General features: G+C 71.9%; 17 protein-coding genes. 7 read left to right on the top strand and 10 right to left on the bottom strand.

The features are described from left to right. Nucleotides 1-19: 19 nt before the first annotated feature. Both tuf and IE142_RS37520 read right to left on the bottom strand, forming a co-directional pair. Nucleotides 20-1,189 (bottom strand): elongation factor Tu, encoded by a 1,170-nt coding sequence (tuf, locus tag IE142_RS15110; protein WP_191886247.1) that lies wholly within the window; start codon nt 1,187-1,189, stop codon nt 20-22. A 262-nt stretch (nt 1,190-1,451) separates the two neighbouring features. Next, the gene (locus IE142_RS37520) at nt 1,452-1,583 is read right to left on the bottom strand and encodes a hypothetical protein (RefSeq protein WP_306432554.1); all 132 of its coding nucleotides are present in this window, start codon (nt 1,581-1,583) and stop codon (nt 1,452-1,454) included. Between the two features lie 394 nt (nt 1,584-1,977). Between IE142_RS37520 and IE142_RS15105 the strand changes: the two genes are divergently transcribed. From IE142_RS15105 to IE142_RS15095, 3 genes are all read left to right on the top strand, one after another. Next, nucleotides 1,978-2,757 carry a TVP38/TMEM64 family protein gene (locus IE142_RS15105; protein WP_191886246.1) on the top strand — a complete coding sequence of 260 codons (780 nt, stop codon included), beginning with the start codon at nt 1,978-1,980 and terminating at the stop codon, nt 2,755-2,757. A gap of 193 nt (nt 2,758-2,950) precedes the next feature. After that, nucleotides 2,951-3,826, top strand: a complete 876-nt coding sequence (locus IE142_RS15100) for an undecaprenyl-diphosphate phosphatase (RefSeq protein WP_043375418.1) — start codon at nt 2,951-2,953, stop codon at nt 3,824-3,826. A 64-nt stretch (nt 3,827-3,890) separates the two neighbouring features. Next, nucleotides 3,891-4,070 (top strand): hypothetical protein, encoded by a 180-nt coding sequence (locus IE142_RS15095; RefSeq protein WP_071528784.1) that lies wholly within the window; start codon nt 3,891-3,893, stop codon nt 4,068-4,070. An 18-nt stretch (nt 4,071-4,088) separates the two neighbouring features. On the opposite strand, the gene IE142_RS15090 is transcribed toward IE142_RS15095, so the two are convergent. Then, nucleotides 4,089-4,829, bottom strand: coding sequence for an SDR family NAD(P)-dependent oxidoreductase (locus tag IE142_RS15090; RefSeq protein WP_191886245.1), 741 nt, complete (start codon nt 4,827-4,829; stop codon nt 4,089-4,091). Nucleotides 4,830-4,993: 164 nt separating this feature from the next. On the opposite strand from IE142_RS15090, the gene lnt reads away from it, so the two are divergent. Beyond that, complete coding sequence (lnt, locus tag IE142_RS15085) at nt 4,994-6,568, top strand: apolipoprotein N-acyltransferase (protein ID WP_191886244.1); 1,575 nt, start codon at nt 4,994-4,996, stop codon at nt 6,566-6,568. On the opposite strand, the gene IE142_RS15080 is transcribed toward lnt, so the two are convergent. Beyond that, nucleotides 6,492-7,397: a Gfo/Idh/MocA family protein gene (locus tag IE142_RS15080; protein ID WP_191886243.1), complete on the bottom strand. Its 906-nt coding sequence runs from the start codon at nt 7,395-7,397 to the stop codon at nt 6,492-6,494. The two genes, lnt and IE142_RS15080, sit on opposite strands and share 77 nt — an antisense overlap. Before the next feature lie 12 nt (nt 7,398-7,409). Continuing rightward, a complete protein-coding gene (locus IE142_RS15075; protein ID WP_191886242.1) occupies nt 7,410-8,591 on the bottom strand; it encodes an FAD-dependent monooxygenase in 1,182 nt (393 codons plus the stop codon). A gap of 100 nt (nt 8,592-8,691) precedes the next feature. Here IE142_RS15075 and IE142_RS15070 point away from each other — a divergent pair, with 100 nt between their 5' ends. The 3 genes from IE142_RS15070 to IE142_RS15060 all read left to right on the top strand — a co-directional run bounded on the left by IE142_RS15070 (nt 8,692) and on the right by IE142_RS15060 (nt 10,463). Beyond that, nucleotides 8,692-9,300 (top strand): TetR/AcrR family transcriptional regulator, encoded by a 609-nt coding sequence (locus tag IE142_RS15070; protein ID WP_043377260.1) that lies wholly within the window; start codon nt 8,692-8,694, stop codon nt 9,298-9,300. A gap of 43 nt (nt 9,301-9,343) precedes the next feature. Next, nucleotides 9,344-9,856: a DinB family protein gene (locus IE142_RS15065; RefSeq protein WP_191886241.1), complete on the top strand. Its 513-nt coding sequence runs from the start codon at nt 9,344-9,346 to the stop codon at nt 9,854-9,856. Between the two features lie 112 nt (nt 9,857-9,968). Beyond that, nucleotides 9,969-10,463: a hypothetical protein gene (locus IE142_RS15060; RefSeq protein WP_191886240.1), complete on the top strand. Its 495-nt coding sequence runs from the start codon at nt 9,969-9,971 to the stop codon at nt 10,461-10,463. A 30-nt stretch (nt 10,464-10,493) separates the two neighbouring features. Here IE142_RS15060 and IE142_RS15055 read toward each other — a convergent pair whose 3' ends face one another. The 5 genes from IE142_RS15055 to fabG form a co-directional block, all read right to left on the bottom strand. Further along, the gene (locus IE142_RS15055; RefSeq protein WP_191886239.1) at nt 10,494-11,060 is read right to left on the bottom strand and encodes a hypothetical protein; all 567 of its coding nucleotides are present in this window, start codon (nt 11,058-11,060) and stop codon (nt 10,494-10,496) included. Nucleotides 11,061-11,183: 123 nt separating this feature from the next. Further along, the gene (gene ung / locus IE142_RS15050) at nt 11,184-11,867 is read right to left on the bottom strand and encodes a uracil-DNA glycosylase (RefSeq protein WP_191886238.1); all 684 of its coding nucleotides are present in this window, start codon (nt 11,865-11,867) and stop codon (nt 11,184-11,186) included. 82 nt (nt 11,868-11,949) lie between these two features. Then, nucleotides 11,950-13,536 carry an ABC transporter substrate-binding protein gene (locus IE142_RS15045; RefSeq protein ID WP_191886237.1) on the bottom strand — a complete coding sequence of 529 codons (1,587 nt, stop codon included), beginning with the start codon at nt 13,534-13,536 and terminating at the stop codon, nt 11,950-11,952. 210 nt (nt 13,537-13,746) lie between these two features. After that, entirely contained in the window at nt 13,747-14,508 is a 762-nt protein-coding gene (locus IE142_RS15040; RefSeq protein ID WP_043375403.1) for an SDR family oxidoreductase, read from the bottom strand. A 44-nt stretch (nt 14,509-14,552) separates the two neighbouring features. Further along, on the bottom strand, nt 14,553-15,314 hold the full coding sequence (gene fabG / locus IE142_RS15035; protein WP_191886236.1) for a 3-oxoacyl-ACP reductase FabG: 762 nt from the start codon (nt 15,312-15,314) through the stop codon (nt 14,553-14,555). Nucleotides 15,315-15,495: the final 181 nt, after the last annotated feature.

Here is a 15,495-nt window from a genome sequence, read left to right as displayed (position 1 = left end):
ATTGTGTCAAGGACCGGCCTCAGCCGACCGCGGTCACGGTCCCCGCCCCCACGGTCCGGCCGCCCTCACGGACGGCGAACCCGAGTCCCGTCTCGAGCGGCACGTCCCGCCCCAGCTCGACCGTCATCGTGACCGTCTCCCCGGGCCGGGCGACGCCCGCCTCGCCGAGGTCCACGTTCCCGACCACGTCGGCGGTCCGGATGTAGAACTGCGGCCGGTACCCGGTGGCGACCGGCGTCGAACGTCCGCCCTCACGGGCCGAGAGCACGTACACCTGGGCCCGGAAGCGCCGCGCCGGGACGACACTGCCGGGCGCGGCGACCACGTGCCCCCGGCGCACCGTGTCGCGGGAGACACCGCGCAGCAGGAGCGCCACGTTGTCCCCGGCCTGCGCCTCCTCCATCGGCTTGCCGAAGGTCTCCAGGCCGGTGACGACCGTCTCGACGGAGGCGCCCAGCACCTCGACCCGGTCGCCGACGCGGACGGTGCCGCGTTCGACGGCGCCGGTGACGACCGTGCCGCGGCCGGTGATGGTGAGGACGTTCTCGACCGGCAGCAGGAACGGCGCGTCCAGGTACCGCTCGGGCATGGGCACGTACGTGTCCACGGCGTCGAGCAGTGCCTCCACGGAATCTGTCCACCGGGGGGCGCCCTCCAGGGCCTTCAGCCCGGAGACCCGTACGACGGGCACGGCGTCGCCGCCGTAACCGTGCGCGGTGAGCAGCTCGCGCACCTCCAGCTCCACGAGGTCGGTGAGCTCCTCGTCGCCGGCGTCGGCCTTGTTGAGGGCGACCACGATGTGGTCGACGCCCACCTGCCGGGCCAGCAGGACGTGTTCGGCGGTCTGCGGCATGATCCCGTCCAGCGCGGAGACGACCAGGATCGCCCCGTCGAGCTGTGCGGCCCCGGTGACCATGTTCTTGACGTAGTCGGCGTGGCCCGGCATGTCGACGTGGGCGTAGTGCCGGGTGTCGGTCTCGTACTCGACGTGCGCGATGTTGATGGTGATGCCGCGCGCCGCCTCCTCGGGGGCGCGGTCGATGCGGTCGAACGGCACGAAGGTACCGGCGCCGCGCTCGGCGAGGACCTTGGTGATGGCGGCGGTCAGGGTGGTCTTGCCGTGGTCGACATGACCCATCGTGCCGATGTTGAGGTGCGGTTTGGTGCGGACGTACGCCGTCTTGGACATGGCGGTTCCTCGAAGCCTCGTGGCGGTGGTGGGACCCCAGGGGTGACTGGCCGACCCTCCCCCTGCGGGGTCCGCCGGACGATCCGGGGAGGGTCAGCTTCGGGCGCCGTCGACGGCTGCCGGGAAGAGGGTGACGGCAGCCTTCGGGGCATCCGCGACCGCGGATGCTGCGAGGTGGAAGGCATGCCGGAACATGACGCCGATCATCGCCGACGCCGAGTCCGGGGTCGAATGGTTTTGGCGGGCGGGGTGGTTCGGGCCGTCACCGCACGGCCGGTGTTCCGCAGCGCCTCCCGCACGCGACGCAGAAGTCGCCGCGTCGGCACTGGCGCAGGCAGCAGCCGAAGAGCCGGTCGGTGACGGTGCGTTCCTTGCGGCGCGGGTGGTGGAGCATGCGGATGCCGGAACACGGACGGGGATCCGGAAGAGCAATGCGTCACATGACGGCGCAGGAGATCGACGGCGAAGTACGGGTCTCCCGCTCGGGCAGCCGCCGACAGCGGGGCGCCGGTCCGGCTCCGCCAACCAGGCCGCGCCTTCCAGGACGGTGCGGGAAGGTGCGCGGCGAACGGGCGAGGTCAGGCCCACGAAGGGAGCGACGTCCCGTCATGTACGCCCGCACGCTCGCGGCCCGTTCGGGATCGGCCGCGGCGCCGTACAGGGTGGACAGCCGCTCTCCTACGGTGTCGGCTCAGGGGCTGTGGGGCACCCCCGGAGTTTCCTCGGCTGTGACGCTCATGAGACGCACCGTACGGCGATCACACACATTTGTCGGTTAGTGTCACCGGATGTTCGATGCCACCACCCGCTCTGGGGGCACCGCCACGGCCTCTCCCCGGTCCGCCGCAGCAGAGCTCGCCGTCGCCACGGCGGGCGGGTCTGTCCCACCGGCCGGTTTCGCCGCGCGCGTGACGAGAATCCTGCTCTCTCCTTGGTCCAGGCTCTCCCTGCTCGTCCTGCTGCTGGCCTCCGCCGCGACGGCGGTGCTGCTGTTCCAGCCGCAGCAGTTGCTGACCGACGGCTGGCCTCCGCAGCTGGGCGGGGTCGCGGCGGCCGTCGCGTACGCGGTGGCGTACGGCGTGTGCACCGTCGCGTTCGTGCCGCGTCCGCTGCTGAACCTGGCCGCCGGCGCCCTGTTCGGCTCTCAACTGGGGCTCGCCTCGGCGCTGGCGGGGACGGTGCTCGGCGCGGGGATCGCCTTCTGCCTGGGCCGGATGCTGGGCCAGGACGCGCTGCGTCCGCTGCTGCGGGGCAAGTGGCTGAAGGCAGCGGACGGCCAGCTCAGCCGGCACGGTTTCCGCTCGATGCTGGCGGCACGCCTGTTCCCCGGAGTGCCGTTCGCCGCCGCCAATTACTGCGCGGCCGTCTCCCGCATGGGGCTGCTGCCCTTCCTGCTGGCGACGGGGCTCGGTTCGATTCCCAACACCGCCGCCTACGTCGTGGCCGGCGCCCGTGCCTCGACCCCGACTTCGCCGGCCTTCCTGATCGCGCTGGCCTGCATCGCGCTGCCCGGGCTGGCGGGTGCGGTGGTGGCCTGGCGCAAGCGGCACCGGCTGCGGGGGCGCTGACGGAGCGTCGCGCGAGGCAGTCGCGGGGCGCGGTCGACGGCCCCGGGGGCCTGCCGGGAGGGTTTCCACCCCTGTGGGCTGATCTTCACTTCGGGGCGCTACGCTGCCCCTCGACACGCCTGATCCTGATCACCGCACGCCGGTTCGGTGTGCCCATGCCCGTTTTCGCCCGGCACTTGGACTCCGTAACCTCATGTCTTGGTTCGAATCACTCATCCTCGGACTCGTCCAGGGGCTGACCGAATTCCTTCCCGTGTCCTCCAGCGCGCACCTGCGCCTGACCGCGGCGTTCTCCGGCTGGCACGACCCGGGCGCGGCGTTCACCGCGATCACGCAGATCGGCACCGAGGCCGCGGTGCTCATCTACTTCCGCAAGGACATCGGGCGGATCCTCTCCGCCTGGACGCGGTCGCTGACCGACAAGGAGATGCGCCACGACCCCGACGCCCGCATGGGCTGGCTGGTGATCGTCGGCTCCATCCCGATCGGTGTGCTGGGGCTCACGCTGAAGGACCAGATCGAGGGACCGTTCCGCGACCTGCGGATCACCGCGACCATGCTGATCGTCGTCGGCGTGATCATCGGCATCGCGGACCGCATGGCCGCGCGGGACGAGAAGGGCGGCCGGCACCGCGCGCCGCAGCAGCGCAAGGAACTGACGGACCTGACCGTCCGGGACGGTCTCATCTACGGCCTCTGCCAGGCCATGGCCCTCATCCCCGGCGTCTCCCGCTCCGGGGCGACCATCAGCGGTGGCCTCTTCATGGGCTACCGGCGCGAGGCGGCGGCCCGGTACTCGTTCCTGCTCGCCATCCCGGCGGTGCTGGCGTCCGGTCTGTTCGAGCTCAGCGACGCGATGGAGAGCGACCACGTCTCCTGGGGACCGACGCTCTTCGCGACGATCATCGCCTTCGCCACCGGGTACGTGGTGATCGCGTGGTTCATGAAGTTCATCTCGACCAAGAGCTTCATGCCGTTCGTCTGGTACCGCATCGCGCTGGGCATCGTCATCATCGTCCTGGTCTTCGCGGGCGTCCTGAGCCCGCACGCCGCGGAGTCGGCCCACTGAGCCGGATCCGCCTGTGTAGCCGTCCGGTAGCGCACTGTCAGTGCTTGCCCCTAGGCTTGTCCGCATGTCCCCCGATTCCGTGACTCCTGGTTCCGTGCGGTCCGCGGCGGAGCTGAACGATCAGATCCGTGCCCTGTGGCGGCGAGCGGGCGGGACCCTGTCGGCGCAGGAGCGTGTGGAGTACGAGCTGCTGGTGGTCGAATGGGCCACCGCGATCCGCGGCGAGGTCGTCGAGGCTGCCTGAGCGGCCGCGGGCCGGGGATCAGCGTCCGCCGGCCACCCGCAGCACCGTCCCCGTCGTGTAGGAGGCGTCCGGCGACATCAGCCAGGAGATCGCCGCGGCGATCTCCTCGGCCCGGCCGGGGCGGCCCATCGGGACGGCCGCGCCCATCCGCCGGGCACGTTCCGGGTCGCCCATGGCCGCGTGCATCTCGGTGTCGGTGACCCCGGGGGCGACGGCGTTGACGCGGATCCCGTCCGGGCCGAGCTCCTTGGCCAGGCCCAGGGTGAGGGCGTCGACGCCCGCCTTGGTCGCCGCGTAGTGGACGTACTCCCCCGGGCTGCCGATGGTGGCGGCGCCCGACGACACGTTCACGATCACTCCGGCCCCCCGCGGGGTCATCAGCTGTGCGGCGCGCCTGGCGCACAGCAGCACGCCCAGCAGATTGACGTCGAGGACCCAGCGCAGGGTCGCGGTGTCGCTGTCGGCGAGCCGCCCGAGCGGACCGGTCACCGCCGCGTTGTTCACCAGCCCCGTCACCGGACCGAGCTGTTCCTCCGCGACCTCGAAAAGCCGCTCGACGTCGGCCTCTACCGAGGTGTCCACCCGCAAGGCGAGACCACGGCCGCCCGCCTCGCGCACTCCCGACACGACCGCCTCCGCGGCCCGGGAGTCCCGCAGGTAACCCACGACGACGTCGTGTCCGTCCGCCGCCAGCCGCAGACAGGTCGCGGCACCGATCCCCCGGCTGCCTCCGGTGACCACTGTGATGGGACGTGTCATGAGCTACCTCCGGCGATGAACGCGGCGCGAGGACCAGTTTGATCGATCATCGATCATCTTAGGCGAGGTCACGCCGCACCGGGTGGTGACATTCCGATGTGATCAACTGAATCCGCCCTCGTCGAGCGCGCACACTTAACAGACCACGGGGTAGGGAGGCGCCCATGAAGACGCTCGGTCACTGGTTCACCTCCCCGTGGCGCCGCTCGGCCGCCGCCGTGCTCGCCGGAGCGCTGCCCGTGCTCGCCTTTCCGGGGCCGGCCCTGTGGTGGTGGGCCTGGGTCGCGCTGGTGCCCTGGCTGCTGCTGGCCCTGACCGCGCCGGGCGGGAAGCGCGCGGCTTACGACGGGTGGTGCGGCGGCTTCGGATTCATGCTGGCCATGCACCACTGGCTGCTGCCCAACCTGCACGTGTTCACGTTCGTCATCGCGGCGCTGCTCGGTGCGCTGTGGGCGCCGTGGGGCTGGCTGGTGCGCCGGATGCTCGGCGGGGTGCCCTCGGCCGGCCGGGTGGCGGCGGCGCTCGTGGTGTTGCCGTCAGGCTGGCTGGCGGTGGAACTGGTCCGCTCCTGGGAGGAGCTCGGCGGCCCCTGGGGCGTGCTCGGCGCGAGTCAGTGGCAGGTGGCGCCGGCGCTGCGCCTCGCCTCGGTGGGTGGGGTATGGCTGCTGAGCTTCCTGGTCGTCGCCGTCAACGTCGCCGTAGCGGTGCTCGTCGCTGTCCGCCGGGCCCGGGTGCCCGCCCTCGCGGGGCTCCTGGCCACCGCCGCCGCCACCTCCGCCGCCTGGGTCTGGTCCCCGCGCCCCGACGCCGGTGAGCGCGTGGCGATCGGCTTGGTGCAGCCGGGCGTCGTCGCCGGCGCGGACAGTGCCGAGCGGCGCTTCGACCGCGAGGAGCAGCTGACCCGCCGGCTCGCCGACCGGGACCTCGACCTGATCGTCTGGGGCGAGAGCAGCGTCGGCTTCGACCTGAACGACCGGCCCGACCTGGCCGGCCGCCTCGCGGCGCTGTCGCGGGAGACCGGCGCGGACATCCTGGTCAACGTGGACGCACGGCGCTCGGACAAGCCCGGCATCTACAAGAGCTCGGTACTCGTCGACCCCGACGGCCCCACCGGTGACCGGTACGACAAGATGCGGCTCGTCCCCTTCGGGGAGTACGTCCCCGCACGCTCCCTGCTGGGCTGGGCCACGTCCGTGGGCGAGGCGGCGGGCGAGGACCGCAGGCGGGGCAGCGAACAGGTGGTGATGGACGTCGCGGACGGACTGCGGGTCGGGCCGATGGTGTGCTTCGAGAGCGCGTTCCCCGACATGAGCCGCCGGCTCGCCGCCGACGGTGCCGAGGTGCTGCTCGCCCAGTCGTCGACGTCGACCTTCCAGCACACGTGGGCGCCGGAACAGCACGCCTCACTCGCCGCCCTGCGCGCCGCCGAGACCGGCCGGCCGATGGTCCACTCCACGCTGACCGGCGTCTCGGCGGTCTACGACGCGAACGGCGCGCGGATCGGGTCGTGGCTCGGCACGGACGCGAGCGAGTCGCGGGTCTACGAGGCCCCGATCACGCACGGGACCACGCCGTACGTCCGCTTCGGCGACTGGACGCTGCACGCGTCGCTGCTGATCCTGGCGGTCTGGGGGATCGGTGAGGGCGTGCGGACGGTGGTGCTCAGGCGGAGCGCTCCGCCACCGCCCGCACCACCCGCTCGCACAGCTCATGGGTCTCCAGCGCGTCCCGGGCACTGAGCACCTTGCCCGCGCGCACGGCGTCGAGGAAGGCGAGCACCGCCTGTTCGATGCCGCGCTGGCGGGCCACCGGGACCCAGTCGCCGCGCCGCCGCACGGTCGGCTGGCCCTTGTGGTCGATCACCTCGGCGAGGTTGACCACCTGGCGTTTGGTGTCCTGGCCGGAGACCTCGAGGATCTCCTCCGCCGAGCCGCTGAGCCGGTTCATGACGCCGAGGGCGGTGAAGCCGTCCCCGGCGAGCTGCAGGACGACGTGATGGAGCAGGCCGCCTTGGACGCGGGCGCGCACGGTGACGTCGTCGACCGGGCCCGGCACCAGGAAGCGGAGCGTGTCGACGACGTGGATGAAGTCGTCGAGGACCATGGTGCGCGGGTCCTCGGGCAGCCCGGTGCGGTTCTTCTGCATGAGGATCAGCTCGCGGGGGTGCTCGGCGCACTGCGCGTATCCGGGTGCGTGGCGCCGGTTGAAGCCGACGGCGAGGCTGGTCTCCCGCTCCTCGGCGAGGGCCACCAGGCGCTCGGAGTCGGCCAGTTCGTAGGCCAGCGGCTTGTCGACGTAGGTCGGGACGCCGGCTTCGAGCAGCCGGGTCACGATCTGCGGGTGAACGGCCGTCGGGGCGTGCACGAAGGCCGCGTCGAGGCCCGCGGCGATGAGTGCGTCGAGGTCGGCGTGGAGCTGTGCCGGCGGGACGCGCAGTTTCCCGCCGATCCGGGTGAGCGTGGCCGGGGTACGGGTGTGCAGGTGCAGTTCGACCCCGGGCAGGTCGGCGAGCACCGGCAGGTAGGCCTTCTGCGCGATGTCGCCGAGTCCGATGACGCCGACCTTCACGGGGGTGCTCCTCTAACGCTCGCCGACCTGGGCCTGCCGGGAAGCATACGGTGACTGCGGGGGCCGCCAGTCGGCGATGCCGTCGAAGCTCCGCAGGAACAGTGCGGGCCCGGCCTTGGAGAGCGCGGCGATCACGGCGTCTCGTACGGCGACACCGGCCCGGCCGGTCATCAGGTTGAGGCGCGCCACCTTCACGGCCCGGCGGGCGACGGCGGTCGTACGGGGCAGGCGCGCGGCCGTGTAGGCGGCCAGGTCGTCGTGGTGGTGCGCGAGAACGATCGCGTCCTCGATCGCCTGGTTGCCGCCCTGGCCGAGGGTCGGCGGCATGGCGTGCGCGGCGTCGCCGACGAGGGCGACCCTGCCGCCGTGGTAGGCGGGCAGCGGCTCGGCGATGTGGTGCACGTCGTGGCGCAGGACGTCCTCGGGGCGGGCGGCGGCGAGGACGGCGGGGACGGGATCGTGCCAGTCGCCGTACCGGTGCAGCAGTTCCGCCCTCTCGTCGGCCGCGTGCCCGCCCACCGGTGCGACGGCGGCGGCGTAGGCGTAGACACGGCCGTCCTGGAGCGGGTGCGTGCCCCAGATGCGGCCCCGGCCCCAGGTCTCGTGCGAGGCGAAGTCGGCGCCGGGGAGCGGAACCACCACCCGCCATGTGGTGAAGCCGGAGTAGACGGTTCCCGGATGGCGCGGGAACAGCGTGCCGCGCACCGCGGAGTGGATGCCGTCGGCCGCGACGACCAGATCGGCCTCCAGCTCGCCCTCGGGAGTGCGCACCCTGGCCGGCCGGTGGCGGTCGCCGGGGTCGGCGAGCCGCGCGTCGGCGGCGGTGCGGACGGCGTCCGCCGGCAGCCGCGCGGCTAGGTGGTCGATGAGCGTGGCCCGGTGCAGCAGCACCAGCGGACCGCCGAAGCGTGCCGCTGCGGCCTCGGCGTTCGAGCGGGACAGCCAGTGTCCGCCCGGTGTGCGCAGTCCCCCGTCGCCCTGCCAGGCGGCGAGGCCGCGGATCTCGTCGCCGAGCCCGATGACGTCGAGGGCCCGCAGCGCGTTGGGCGACAGGGAGATGGCCGCGCCGATCGGCTGGAGCGAGGCGGCCCGCTCCAGGACGGTGACGCGCAGTCCGCGCTGATGCAGGGCCGCCGCCGCGGTCAGCCCCCCGATTCCGCCGCCGATCACGACCACCCGTCCGGTACCGGTCATGGCTCCGTCCCTTCTCCGACTCGCCACGGACACTACAGCTGTAGTGAGATTCCCGCCTCGACTGTACTACAACCGTAGTGAGGACGGTATGTTGACCTTCATGTCCGCAAGCACCGCATCCCCCGCGCCCCCCACGGGCGCCTCCCGCGCCGACCTCGTCGCCGACGCCGCTCTCTCCCTGCTCGCCGAGCGCGGGATGCGCGGGCTCACACATCGCGCGGTCGACGAGGCGGCCGGACTCCCCCAGGGCTCCACGTCCAACGTCGCGCGGACCCGTCAGGCGCTGCTGGAACTTGCGGTGCGCCGCCTGGCCGACCGGGAGGCACGGGTGCTGGCGCTGCACGAGATGCCGGACCCGCGGGCCGGGCTCGACGCCCTGGTGGACGCGCTGGCGCTGGCCACGCACCGGGCGCTGACCCGGAACCGCGAGCTGACCCTGGCGCGCTACGAACTGGCACTGGAGGCCACACGCCGCCCGGAGCTGCGGGCCCACTTCGACGCGGCGGGCGCCCGCTTCCGGGAACAACTGGGCACCCTGGTCACCGGCATGGGCTCGGCCCACCCCGCCCGGCACGTGCTGTCGCTGGTCGCCTGGGCGGACGGACTGATGTTCAGCTGTGTGGCCGGGTCCTTCCACGCCGAGGTTCCGGATCTGACGGAGGTGCGGGCCGGGCTGCGCGAGGTGCTGGACGGGCTGCTGGGCGGATGAAACCCGCTGGAGGGCGCGGCACCGGGTGAGCGAGGATGCCGCCATGACGACCGATCGCCGCGAACCCGCCCCCGAATCCGACGAACGCACCATGCTGGAGGGTTGGCTTGAGTACCACCGGCAGACCCTCGCGTGGAAGTGCGAGGGCCTCACCGACGCCCAGCTCAGGACCGCCGCCGTCGCACCCTCCACGTTGTCCCTGATGGGGCTGGTGCGGCACATGGCAGAGGTGGAGCGCAGCTGGTACCGCAGGGTACTGGCGGACGAGGAGGCCGACCCGCTCTTCTACACGGACGAGGACCCGGACGGCGACTTCCGGGTGACCGAGTCGGACACTTTCGCGGAGGTCCACGCCACCTGGCAGGCCGAGATCGAGGCGGCCCGGCGCAACGCGGCCGGCGCCCCTCTCGACGAACCGACCCGGGGCAGGCACCGGCACACCGGTGCGCGCTACACCCTGCGCTGGATCCACACCCACATGATCGAGGAGTACGCGCGCCACAACGGGCACGCGGACCTGCTCCGCGAACGCCTCGACGGCGTCACCGGCGACTGACGTCACCCCCGGGCGGGCCACGGGCCTCCGTACGGGGCGGGAGATCACCCGTGCGGGGCAACCTGTGGCTGTCCGGCATCGCGGGGGCGGCCCGAACCGCCACAGTGGCGCGGTGCATCGAACGACGACCACCGCAGCTCTCCTGGTGTCCGTGGCCGCGGCCCTGACCGGCTGTACGACGGTTCAGGGCCCGCCCACGGCCGACCCGCCGACGGCCGGAGCCCGCTCGTCCGCGCCGCGTCCGGACGGTCCGACCGACCCACGGGTCGTGCAGGCGCCGGCCCGTGAGGCACTGGAGATGATCGGCCCCTCCCGGGCCCCCGACCACGCGACCGACGAGCCGCGGCGCACGACGTCCCCGGCGGCCCCGCCGGCGCACCAGCCGTCGGCCCCGGCCCGCCCCGGACAACAGCCGCCGGCCCGCCCCGAGGCGCCGAAGCGAACCCACGCGCCCGAGCGGCCTCGTGCCGAGGTTCCCGGCCTTACGCGGTCACCCGGCGCGGGCGGCGGCGGGAGAGCGGACGTCTGCTCCCTCGGCACGAAGTACGGCGGCTGGCGTCCGGGCAGCCCCGAGGTGGTCATCTGCGACCAGGCGTACGGACGTTAGCCCGGGGCGAGCCCCGCGACCGCGGCCGGGCTACGGCCGCTGCCGTGGTCGCCCCCACCACCCGTCGGGGCGGTCGGGACCGTCCGTGGGGGGATCGGCGTCGCCGGTCGGCCCGGCGTCCGCCAGGCGCCGGGCCAGCCGGTCGATCGCCGCGCGCACCCCCTGGCCGTATCGGTCGCGGGCCAGTGACCCGGCCGCGCCGCGGGCTCGCCGCAGGTGCAGGCGGGCCGCCTCCCGGTGCCCGAGCCGGTCGTAGTCGGCGGCCAGGTTCAGGTGCAGCGAGGGGTAGAGGGCCCGCGCGGCGAGTTCGCCGTCGCCCCCGTCCGGGCCTGCGGATCCACCCTGAGCCAGCTCCTCGGCGGCCGACAAGGCCCGCAGGTCCCACGCCAGTTCGTCCCCCGGGTCGTCCTGGGTGTCGGCCAGGTAGTGGGCCAGGGTGCAGCGGTGCAACGGGTCGCCGTGCTCCCCGACCTCCGCCCACAGGCTCAGGAACCGGTGCCTGGCCTCCTCACGGTCGCCCGCGTGATGCAACATGGCGACCTGCCCGATCCGCGTCAGGACGGCGTCCGGCACCGCCTGCTCCTGTCCCTTGGCCACCGCGTCCTCCGTGCCCGTCGTACGGCTGTCCCCGACGACGCTAACGGCACATACCGGTAATCCCGGTCAGGCGGCCCGTGACGCGCGCGGGCCGGTCGGTGGCCGACCGGCCCGCGCGTCGGGTCAGCCGAGGTTCGGCAGGGTCCAGTCGATCGCCTCGTGGCCCTGCTTCGCGACCGCCTCGTTGATCTGCGTGAACGGGCGGGAACCGAAGAACTTCTTCGCCGACAGCGGCGAAGGGTGCGCGCCCTTCACCACGACGTGCCGCGCCTCGTCGATCAGTGGCAGCTTCTTCTGCGCGTAGTTGCCCCACAGGACGAACACCGCCGGATCGGGCCGGTTCGCCACCGCGCGGATCACCGCGTCGGTGAACAGCTCCCAGCCGCGGCCCTTGTGCGAGTTCGCCTCGCCGGCCCGCACCGTGAGCACCGCGTTGAGGAGCAGGACGCCCTGCTCCGCCCACGGCATCAGAAAGCCGTTGTCCGGGATCGGGGTGCCCAGCTCCGCGTGCATCTCCTTGTAGATGTTCCGCAGGGACGGCGGGACCTTCACTCCCGGCCGGACCGAGAAGCACAGCCCGTGGCCCTGGCCCTCGCCGTGGTACGGGTCCTGCCCGAGGACCAGCACCTTCACCCGGTCGTACGGCGTGGCCTCCAGCGCGGCGAAGACCTCCTCGCGCGGGGGATAGACGGGGCCGTTCGCCCGCTCCTCCTCCACGAACTCCACCAGCTCCTTGAAGTAGGGCTGCTGCAGCTCGCCCCCCAGCACGTCGCGCCAGGACTCGGGCAGGATGGCGATGTCGGTCACGTCAACTTCCTTACGCTGTGCGGTCGCTTCCGGTACGCAAAACCTACCGGCGACCACTGACAATCGCCCCCGCCACCCGTGCCTACCAGCTGGTCTTGCGGTACAGCTGCCACAGCATCATGATCGTCGAAGGGTCCATGGCCCGCTCCGCGCCCGAGATGTCCGTGCTGGTCGCCACGTACTGCTTGCCCTGCCACAGCGGCAGCAGCCGTGCGTCGTTCACGAGGATCTGCTGCGCCCTCTCGAAGTCCTTCTCCACGTTGGCGCGGTCGCTCTCCCGGCGTGAGCGCGGCAGCAGCTCGCCGGTGATCTCGGGTGCCGGGTAGGGCGTGCCGAGCGCGTTCTGCTCGCCGACGAAGGGCGCGATGAAGTTCTCCGCGTCCGGGAAGTCGGGGGACCAGCCACGCCCGAACACCGGGTACTCGCCCTTCTGGTAGCCGGTGACGTACGTCTTCCAGGGACGGCTCTCGAGTGTGACCGCGAACAGGCCCGAGGCGTCGAGCTGGCGCTTGATCTCCTTGAACTCCTGCGCGGTCTCGGAGCCGTAGCGGTCGCTCGTGTACCAGAGGGTGAGTGGGACGGGCTCGGTGATGCCGGCGTCGGTGAGGATCTCGCGGGCCTTGCCGACATCGGGGTCGCCGTAGTCGTCGAAGAAGCCCGTGGTGTGACCGGTCAGGCCCTTGGGGACCATCGAGTACAGCGGGTCGACGGTGTCCTGGTAGATCTTGTGGGCGATCGCGTTCCGGTCGATCACCTGGGCGACGGCCTGGCGCACTTCCTTGCGGCCCGCCCACGGGTCCTCGGGGTTGAAGACGAGGTAGCGGATCTCCGTGCCGCTGCCCTCGACCAGCTGCAGGTCCTCGTCCTTGCTGGTCGCGCCCTGCAACGCGATGATGTCGTCGGCCGCGAGACCGCGGTAGGTGACCTGGATCTCCCCGCCCCGCAGCGCCTTCACCACGCCGGCGGAGTCCTTGAAGTACCTGATGGTCACCGCCTCGTTGTGGCGGTCGGCGAAGCCCTTGTAGCGGCCGTTGCGGACGAGTTCGGCCCGTTCCCCGTCCTCGTACGACTGGAGCGTGTACGGGCCGGAGCCGACGATCTCGCCGTCCTCGCGCAGGGCGTCGGCCGGGTAGCTGTCCGGTTCGACGATCGACATGGCGGGCGTGGCGAGCACGAACGGGAAGGTGGCGTCGGGCTTGTCGAGGTGGAAGACCACCTCCCGCTCGCTCGGTGCCTGAACCCGTTCGAGGGTGCCCAGCAGGCCGGCGGGACCGCCGTTGACGTCGATCTTCTTGATCCGGTCGATCGAGTGCTTGACCGCCTGGGCGTCCAGCGGTTTGCCGTTGGAGAAGGTGAGCCCCTTGCGCAGCTCACAGCGGTACACCTGGTTCGTGGAGTCGGTGAACGCGCAGTTTTCGGCGGCGTCCGGCTCGGGCGCGGTCGCACCGTTGGGGTAGCTGAGGAGCGTCTGGTAGACATTGCGGAACAACTCCCAGGAGCCGTCCCAGGAGGCCGCCGGGTCGAGGGTGCTGGGCGCGCTGGTCGTGCCCACCACGATCGGCCCCTCGTCGTCCGAGCTGTCGGACGACAGGAAGCCGCATCCGGTGACCAGCGTCGATATGGACACGATGGCCGCGATCCGCCGCAAGCCTCGGTTCCGGTTGAACACGCGCACGCTCCTCGATCTGCCGTACCAAGGGTCGGCAGACCATACCGCAGCCCCACGCCACCTGAGCCCCCTTCTGAACAGGGGTTTTGATCATTCGGCGATGACTACGTTGTCATGACCCCAGTGGTCTCGAAACGCGGACACGGGCGCCGTCGTCGTCGACGGCGCCCGTGTCCGGTACGCGTGCCCGTGGGCAGGTGGTGGGCGAGATCAGGCCACGCCGGCGTTGAGGAAGATCCCGCCGTCGACCACGAGCGTCTGACCGGTGACCCAGGCGGACTGCTCCGAGGTGAGGAACGCGGCGGCGCCGCCGATGTCGGAGGGCACGCCGAGCCGGCCGAGCGGGTAGCCCGCGGCGGCCTCCTCCTCGCGGCCCTCGTAGAGGGCGGCGGCGAACTTCGTCTTCACCACGGCCGGGGCGATCGCGTTGACCCGCACCCCGGGCGCGAACTCGTGCGCGAGCTGGGCGGTGAGGTTGATCAGCGCGGCCTTGCTGACGCCGTAGGCGGCGATGAAGGGCGAGGGCGACAGGCCCGCGACGGAGGCGATGTTGACGATCGCGCCGCCGTTGTCCTTCTGCCAGGCGTGCCAGGTGCGCTGGGCGAAGCCGAGTGCCGAGATCACGTTGGTCTCGAAGACCTTGCGCGCGACGTTCAGGTCGAGGTCGGCGATCGGCCCGAACACCGGGTTCGTTCCGGCGTTGTTGACCAGGAAGTCGACGCGGCCGAAGGCCTCCATCGTGCGCTCGACGGCGACGGCCTGGTGGGCCTCGTCGTGCGCCTTCCCGGCGACGCCGATGACTCGGTCGGCACCCAGCTTGTCGACGGCCTCCTTGAGGGTGTCCTCGGTGCGGCCGGTGATGCAGACGCGGTCACCGCGCGCGACCAGCGCCTCGGCGACGCCGTAGCCGATGCCGCGGCTGGCGCCCGTGACGAGGGCGACCTTGCCGGAGAGTGCGGGGAGTTCAGTCATGTCAGTTGGTTACCTAGTCTCCGTGTCCCTGGTCTCCGTGCGCCCTAGTCGAGCGGTCCACCGGCGACGTACAGCACCTGGCCGGAGACGAATCCGGCCGCCTCGCCGGTGAAGAAGGCGATGGCGTTGGCGATGTCGTCGGGTTCGCCGACGCGCGCCACCGGGATCTGGGTGGCGGCCGCGGCCTTGAAGTCGTCGAAGCCCATGCCGACGCGGTCGGCGGTGGCCTTGGTCATCTCGGTGGCGATGAAGCCGGGGGCGACGGCGTTGGCGGTGACGCCGAACTTGCCGAGCTCCTTGGCGAGGGTCTTGGTGAAGCCCTGCAGACCGGCCTTGGCGGCGGAGTAGTTGACCTGGCCGCGGTTGCCGAGCGCGGAGGAGGAGGACAGGTTGACGATGCGGCCGAAGCCGGCGTCCACCATGTGTTTCTGGCACGCCTTCGACATGAGGAAGGCACCGCGCAGGTGCACGTTCATGACGGTGTCCCAGTCGGAGACGCTCATCTTGAACAGGAGGTTGTCGCGCAGCACGCCCGCGTTGTTGACGAGGATGGTCGGCGCGCCCAGTTCCTCGGCGATCCGCGCGACGGCCGACTCCACCTGCGCCTCGTCGGAGACGTCGCAGCCGACCGCGATGGCCTTGCCGCCGGCCGCGGTGATCTTCTCCACGGTGCCCTTGCAGGCGGCCTCGTCGAGGTCGATGACTGCGACGGCGCGGCCTTCGGCGGCCAGTCGTACGGCCGTGGCGGCGCCGATACCGCGCGCGGCTCCGGTGACGACGGCGACCCGCTGCTCATTGGTGGACATTGCTGCTTCTCCTCGTCCTGGGAATGCGGCCCGTGCGGGATCCACGGCCTGCCACCTTGGGTGAGCGACCGCTTAGTACCTTCCGCAGACGTGACGCTAGAAGCCCTGGCACCCGGTGTCAACGGGACACCGCTCCGGTGTGATCCATTACCTGGCCCGCCACCCCGGCACCACGTCGGCC

It is taken from the genome of Streptomyces mutabilis (assembly GCF_014649815.1).
In the GTDB taxonomy this organism is placed as follows: Bacteria; Actinomycetota; Actinomycetes; order Streptomycetales; family Streptomycetaceae; genus Streptomyces; species Streptomyces mutabilis.
The sequence above is the reverse complement of the archived record's forward strand: the minus strand, read 5'-3'. Positions and strand labels throughout refer to the sequence as shown.